Annotated in this window: 7 protein-coding genes; 4 read left to right on the top strand and 3 right to left on the bottom strand. The window is 44.7% G+C overall.

The annotated features are described in order from the left end of the window. Window positions 1-192 precede the first annotated feature (192 nt). Window positions 193-726, top strand: a complete 534-nt coding sequence (locus AWU56_RS12970; protein WP_006954338.1) for a DUF3016 domain-containing protein — start codon at window positions 193-195, stop codon at window positions 724-726. On the opposite strand, the gene AWU56_RS12965 is transcribed toward AWU56_RS12970, so the two are convergent. After that, window positions 701-1021 (bottom strand): hypothetical protein, encoded by a 321-nt coding sequence (locus AWU56_RS12965; protein WP_006954337.1) that lies wholly within the window; start codon window positions 1019-1021, stop codon window positions 701-703. The two genes, AWU56_RS12970 and AWU56_RS12965, sit on opposite strands and share 26 nt — an antisense overlap. Before the next feature lie 12 nt (window positions 1022-1033). Continuing rightward, on the bottom strand, window positions 1034-2056 hold the full coding sequence (gene epmB, locus AWU56_RS12960) for an EF-P beta-lysylation protein EpmB (protein ID WP_286682766.1): 1023 nt from the start codon (window positions 2054-2056) through the stop codon (window positions 1034-1036). A 111-nt stretch (window positions 2057-2167) separates the two neighbouring features. Here epmB and efp point away from each other — a divergent pair, with 111 nt between their 5' ends. The 3 genes from efp to AWU56_RS12945 all read left to right on the top strand — a co-directional run bounded on the left by efp (window position 2168) and on the right by AWU56_RS12945 (window position 4190). Beyond that, on the top strand, window positions 2168-2737 hold the full coding sequence (gene efp / locus AWU56_RS12955) for an elongation factor P (RefSeq protein WP_286682765.1): 570 nt from the start codon (window positions 2168-2170) through the stop codon (window positions 2735-2737). A gap of 5 nt (window positions 2738-2742) precedes the next feature. Next, on the top strand, window positions 2743-3702 hold the full coding sequence (epmA, locus tag AWU56_RS12950; RefSeq protein WP_286682764.1) for an EF-P lysine aminoacylase EpmA: 960 nt from the start codon (window positions 2743-2745) through the stop codon (window positions 3700-3702). Between the two features lie 77 nt (window positions 3703-3779). Then, the gene (locus AWU56_RS12945; RefSeq protein ID WP_006954333.1) at window positions 3780-4190 is read left to right on the top strand and encodes a MerC domain-containing protein; all 411 of its coding nucleotides are present in this window, start codon (window positions 3780-3782) and stop codon (window positions 4188-4190) included. Here AWU56_RS12945 and trmA read toward each other — a convergent pair. Beyond that, window positions 4187-5293: a tRNA (uridine(54)-C5)-methyltransferase TrmA gene (gene trmA, locus AWU56_RS12940; RefSeq protein WP_286682763.1), complete on the bottom strand. Its 1107-nt coding sequence runs from the start codon at window positions 5291-5293 to the stop codon at window positions 4187-4189. The genes AWU56_RS12945 and trmA overlap by 4 nt on opposite strands. Window positions 5294-5672 lie beyond the last annotated feature (379 nt).

Genomic DNA, 5672 nt, shown 5'->3' with positions numbered 1-5672 from the left:
GCACTATCCACGAGCAATAAAAAGGCGACCGCAACGTTATCCGATGCGGTCGCCTAGAAAAAATGCTAGTCGTTAGCTTAACTGACAAGCATTAGCCCTGCGGGGCTCTTTTTTTGTTTGTTTATGTAATCAGGGAATCTTTTGGTTATATTGTAGTCAAATCTTGTGAGTCAATTACCTATGGAGGTGATTATGAAAAGGATATGGGTTACATCGTTGATTCCGTTATCACTTATTGCAACGTCTGTGTTTGCGGGCGAGGCTAAAGTAACGTTCAAGGATGTTGAGAAGTACACCGACTTTTCGCCGGCTACGGGCATTGAGTCGCGTTTCCAAGAGAAGACAAAAGAAGATTTCACTGAGAAGTTTAATGAATTAGCGAGTTTATTGCCAGAAAAGCAAACGCTTGAGGTAACGGTTACGGATGTGGATTTAACCGGTCGGATCGAGCCGACCTTTGGTCAAAGCGCAACATCTTATATTCGTGTTGTACGGCCTATTGATTTTCCGCGTATTAACTTGACTTACAAGCTAACTGACGCGCAAGGGCAGGTTATTAAAGAGAACTCTGTTGTTGTAAAAGATATGGGTTTTGATATGGATAGTATGGCCTCGATTAAACGTAATCGAGATATTAACTACTATGAACATAAGATGCTCGAAGAGTGGTTCAGAGAAACCTTCTCCGAGCAAATTAAGGCTAACCAGCCTGGCGGATCTGCTTAAGGCGCGCCAACGTCTCTGTTAGTAGCTGGAGTTGTTCGACAATGGTTTTCAACAACGCTTCATTGTCACGCTCCAGTTGCCAGGCTTCTACATTTTTTGTCACTTCTTGGAGATAAGGCTGAAAGCGATTGCCTTTGGTTTCGAAAGCTGTTTGTTCAACAAAGATACTGTCAAATTTAGCTTTGCCCTGTTCTCTTAAATCATCTAAATACTGGTCCGCGTCGACAACTTGTCGATAGAGTACGCGCAGGTGTTCTTGTAACTGTTTGTCAACGCGATCAATTGCTTCACTCATCTTTGGTTTTCCTCATTCGCTTGGCATGATGGGTGTTTTACTGTCTCGGTTAGGAATTTCGCGAACGAGCTTGGGGACTAAAAACCCAGGCAGTCTGGCGTTAATTTGTTGCCAAAGTTCACGTGCGCGCGCGTCGCTAATTGCAAAATGCGCAGCTCCTTGAACCGGGTCGAGTTGGTGTAGGTAATAGGGTAACACAGACGCATCGAAAAGCCTTTCGCTGAGTTGTGAGAGTGAGTCTGCGTCGTCATTGATTGCTTTTAATAAGACGCTTTGATTCAGTAATGTGACACCACGTTGTCGCCATGTTGCTAGGTGCTGTTTAAGCGAACTTCCGATCTCATTAGCGTGGTTGGCGTGTATCACCAATATCACTTGCTCGAAGCGCTGGGTTAAATGCGTCGCAAGACGTTCGGTTAAACGTTGTGGCAATACCACCGGCAGGCGAGAGTGAATGCGCAACCGTTTTATTTGTTTTAGTTCGGCCAATTTATCGGCGAGTTCGATGAGGTATCCATCATTGGCAAACAGCGGGTCGCCGCCACTTAAAATGACTTCGTTCACTTCTTGATTCTGACGAACGTACTCGACACACTCGTCAAACTGTTTACGCGGTAATACATCATCCGCATAGGGATAATGGCGACGAAAGCAATAGCGACAGTTTATAGCGCACGCCCCCTGAACCAGAAGTAGTACACGCGATGCATACTTATGAAGTAGACCTTGGGGAACTGCATGCTCACGTTTGTCGGTCACTTCATTAAGTGGGTCGACGCTGTACCCAGGGGTTACTGTGAATTCATCAGCGAGGGGTAGCACTTGTCTCAGGAGAGGGTCCTGTGGGTTTCCAGCTTCCATCAACTCGACAAAGGGCCGCGGCACACGAAACGAAAACAACTTTTTTGCTTCGAGGTGCTCGTTGAATGCATTGGGATCGAGCCCTAATGTTGTAAGCAGCTGGCGCGGATCTTTATAGCTTTTAGCCAACTCGAGCTGCCATTCATCGCGCGTTGATACTTCAAGGGTTTGCACTGCACGACTCCCTATTTAACAATTAATGTCATTATTTTACCTGAAAATCCGCTTGGATTGGTTTATTATTGCGGCAATCGAGTTGTATTGAGAAACAAGGATACAAAATTTATGGCGAATTACAGCACCAATGAATTCAAAGGTGGCTTAAAGATCATGCAAGACGGTGAGCCATGCTCTATCGTTGAAAACGAGATGGTTAAGCCGGGTAAAGGTCAGGCATTTAACCGTGTTAAAATCCGTAAACTCATCAGTGGCAAAGTCGTTGAGAAAACGTTTAAATCATGCGAGTCTGTGGAAGGCGCCGATGTAATTGAACTGGAGTTGGCATACCTTTATAACGACGGTGAGTTCTGGCACTTCATGAACAATGAAACCTTTGAGCAAGTTGCCGCGGATGCAAAAGCCGTCGGTGAAGCTGAAAAGTGGTTAGTTGAGCAAGACGTATGTACGCTTACTCTGTGGGAAGGTAACCCGATTAACGTACAACCACCTAATTTCGTTGAGCTTGAGATTACTGAAACCGATCCAGGGCTAAAAGGTGATACTGCCGGTACAGGTGGTAAACCTGCAACACTAAGCACCGGCGCAGTAGTGCGTGTCCCGTTGTTCGTGCAAATTGGTGAAGTTATTAAAGTGGATACTCGCTCAGGCGAATATGTTTCGCGCGTGCAGAAGTAAATACTATGTCTGACTGGCGCTCAAAAGCCACGTTAAACGTATTAAAGAAACGAGCGGAGTTGTTGCGGCAACTTCGTTCGTTTTTTTTCGAGCGCGATGTGTTAGAAGTCGATACCCCACTATTGTGCCAACACGGTGTCACCGATCGGCATATTGAAAACCTCAGTACGCGCGATAGTCAGCACAACTTACGTTATCTTCAAACCTCCCCGGAATATGCGATGAAGCGTTTGCTAGCGCAATATGGGCATAGTCTCTATCAGTTAAGCCATGTGGTACGCGATGATCCGGTTGGCCGTCACCATAACCCTGAGTTTATGATGCTGGAGTGGTATCGAGTGGGTTTTGACGATGACCAACTGATAGCTGAGATTGATGAGTTGTTAATGACAGTTGCTGACGCTCCGCCCTTAGTAAAATTGACGTATCAAGATGCTTTTCTGCAACACATGCAGTGTGACCCTCTAACACCGGCTGGAATAAAGGCAATTCATCAGCGTTTGAAAGATGATGAGCGAACGAAAGATTGGATGGCAAGTGAGTCGGATGTGGATACAATTTTGCAGGTCGCTTTCAATCTTTACGTAGAGCCACAATTATCGTTATCGCAACCAACGGCTATTACTCACTTTCCTGCAAGTCAGGCAGCCTTAGCCCAAATTGATAGTAAAAATCCTAGCGTAGCGCGACGTTTCGAAATTTATTGGGAGGGGATTGAACTTGCCAATGGTTATTACGAACTGAGCGATTCAGTAGAGCAGTCATTGCGTTTCAACAAAGATATTGCAGCACGTGAGCGTGCTCAATTGCCCTACCGCGCGGCGGATTGTTTTTTAATAGCGGCGCTAGAACACGGGCTACCTCCATGCGCAGGTGTCGCAATGGGATTTGATCGTTTGCTGATGATTAAGACAAAGGAAACTTCAATTGAGCGCGTGATTCCGTTTTCATACACCTCAGCTTAACGATTAAATTGTGATCGCTCTTGCGACCAATGTACGTATGTTATAATATAACAGACTCATTGAGGTAAGGGGGGCAAATGACTCATTCAAAACAACAAAAGCTGGATCGAGCGGGTATATGGATCACCACGGTCTGTGCTATCCATTGTTTGCTGTTACCTCTAATTCTCCCATTACTTGCATTGGTAGGTTTCTCGTTTTTAGGCGAGGATTTACTCGAAAACACAATTTTAGGTATCAGCGTTATTGTGGGTCTAACTGCGCTCATTGGCGGCGCTAAACAGCATGGGAAGTGGTCTCTATTAATCCCGCTGCTCGCAGGTGCATTAATATATTCGCAACGAGACATTCTTGGTCCGTGGGGAGAACCGGTTATTATTGCCGTTGGCGCTGGACTGATCATTTACGCGCACATCAGTAACTTACGTCGATCACGTAAAATAATGGCTTCAGCAAATGCCCCACTCGCTGAAGCCAAAAATGTTTAGCCAGTTTTTCGTTCTAACAAGACACCGGCTTCGATATGGTGTGTATAAGGAAACTGGTCGAATAAAGCCGCTTTTGTAACGGTAAACTTATCACTCAGGTCGTTTATATTCTGTATGAGTGTGTCTGGGTTACAGGATATGTAGAGTATCCTTTGATACTGACTGACTACATTAAGTGTAAGAGCATCAAGGCCTGCGCGAGGCGGATCGACAAGTACGGTTCCAAAATCATAGCTCGTCAGGTCGATATTCTGTAATCTTCGCTTTTCTACGTCACCTTTGAGTGCTTCACTGAACTCTTCTGACGACATGCGCACGAACTCAACATTATTGATTCCGTTCATTTCTGTCGCCATTTGAGCAGAAGCCACCGACCGTTTACTGATCTCCGTAGCCAGCACGTGTTCGAATTGTGTTGAGAGTGGCAGAGTGAAGTTACCGTTACCGCAATATAGCTCGAGCAAGTCGTGTTTCGGTGTTCCCACACTATTTATTGCCCAAGTTATCATTTGCTTGTTGATCTCGGCATTCGGTTGGGTGAATGCATTTTCAGTTTGTACGGTTTTCCAATGACGGTTACCAATATTCAAGCACTCGACTACTTCATCGGTTCCGATGACATGCTTTTGCTTTCTTGCACGACCGATGAGTCCAAGCTTGTCAGTTATTGGAGATAGTGCTTCATGCATTTGCTTTGCGGACTCTTCCCATTCCGCATCTAATTGTTTGTGGTATAAGCAGGAGATAACTGCTTCATTGGTTGTAGTCGTAAGAAAATCTACCTGAAACAGCTTATTTCTCAAGATTGGCTTATCAATGACATAGTCTCTGACCGCTTTCATCAGGGTATTAATAAGCCCAGAGCCAGGAACAAACTCATCCATTCTGATTTTCTCCCGCGTTTCGGGATTAAACATTATGTAGTATAAGTCGTTTTGCTCATGCCAAACTCGAAACTCAGCACGCATACGGTAGTGAGTGCGTGGCGACTCGTGTAGTTCAAGTTCTCCTCTATAGTAAGGAGACAACAATTGCTGTAAGTGTTTTGCCTTCTCGGCAAATTGCAGCGGGTATTCGGACGGATCGATTGTTTTGTAGGTCATGATTAATAGGCGTTGCTTTAAGTTAGTAGCTTTTAGTTTATCATTTTTGTCGGCTTAGTGCCGATTTGGTGACTTATTAAACGAATTTGGGCTTAATTGTGTTGTGTTTATTTACATTTGACGGGAATCTGTACAAACGAATAAAAACATTGAAAATAGCCCTTGACCCATGGAGATAAATGTCTAAAATACGCCCCACGTTTGAGGCAGACAACGAAGTCGCCGAAAACATAAGTTTTCTAAAAAATCTTTTTTCAAAAAAGTGTTGACAGAAAACTGGCGGTGTGTAGAATACGCACCTCTCGCAGCAAGGCTGCTGAGAAACGCTCTTTAACAATATATCAAGCCAAGCAAACTGTGTGGGCACTTGCAAAAGTAA

This window comes from Idiomarina sp. T82-3 (assembly GCF_001577655.1).
In the GTDB taxonomy this organism is placed as follows: Bacteria; Pseudomonadota; Gammaproteobacteria; order Enterobacterales; family Alteromonadaceae; genus Idiomarina; species Idiomarina baltica.
The sequence above is the reverse complement of the archived record's forward strand: the minus strand, read 5'-3'. Positions and strand labels throughout refer to the sequence as shown.